We start from the raw sequence: 487 nt of genomic DNA on the forward strand, positions 1-487 counted from the left end.
ATTCAGCTGCAAGCTTGGCGTCCTCAGGCCCCATTGTAAAGTTATCGCCAATCGGCAGGAAAGCAAGATCAATATGATTCAACTCGCCAATGAGCTTCATATCAGAGAATAGAGCCGTATCACCCGCATGGAAAATCGTTTTACCTTCTACAGTCAGCAAAATACCGGCTGGCATGCCTGTGTAAGTGATCGTTTTGTTTTCTTCATCTGTGATGGCTGATCCATGAAAGGCCTGTGTGAGCTTCACTTTTCCAAAATCGAACTGGCGGGAGCCCCCGATGTGCATCGGATGAACATTCAAGCCTTTCCAGCCTAAGTACACAGCGAGCTCGTTCGGTGCTATAACCAGCGCGTTATTTTGCTTGGCGATTTGTTCAGTATCACCGACATGGTCATTGTGGCCGTGCGTTAATAAGATGACATCCGCCTTTACATCCTCCGGCTTGATATCCGTTAACGAATTCCCTGTTAAAAACGGATCAAATAT

General features: G+C 46.6%; 1 protein-coding gene. It reads right to left on the minus strand.

Going from position 1 to position 487, the window contains the following annotated elements; genetic code table 11:
• Positions 1–487: metal-dependent hydrolase (locus RVS70_RS22180; protein ID WP_321134872.1), on the minus strand; the 487-nt coding region annotated here is incomplete at both ends.

This window comes from Virgibacillus sp. M23 (assembly GCF_034190895.1).
Taxonomy (GTDB): domain Bacteria; phylum Bacillota; class Bacilli; order Bacillales; family Amphibacillaceae; genus Virgibacillus; species Virgibacillus salarius.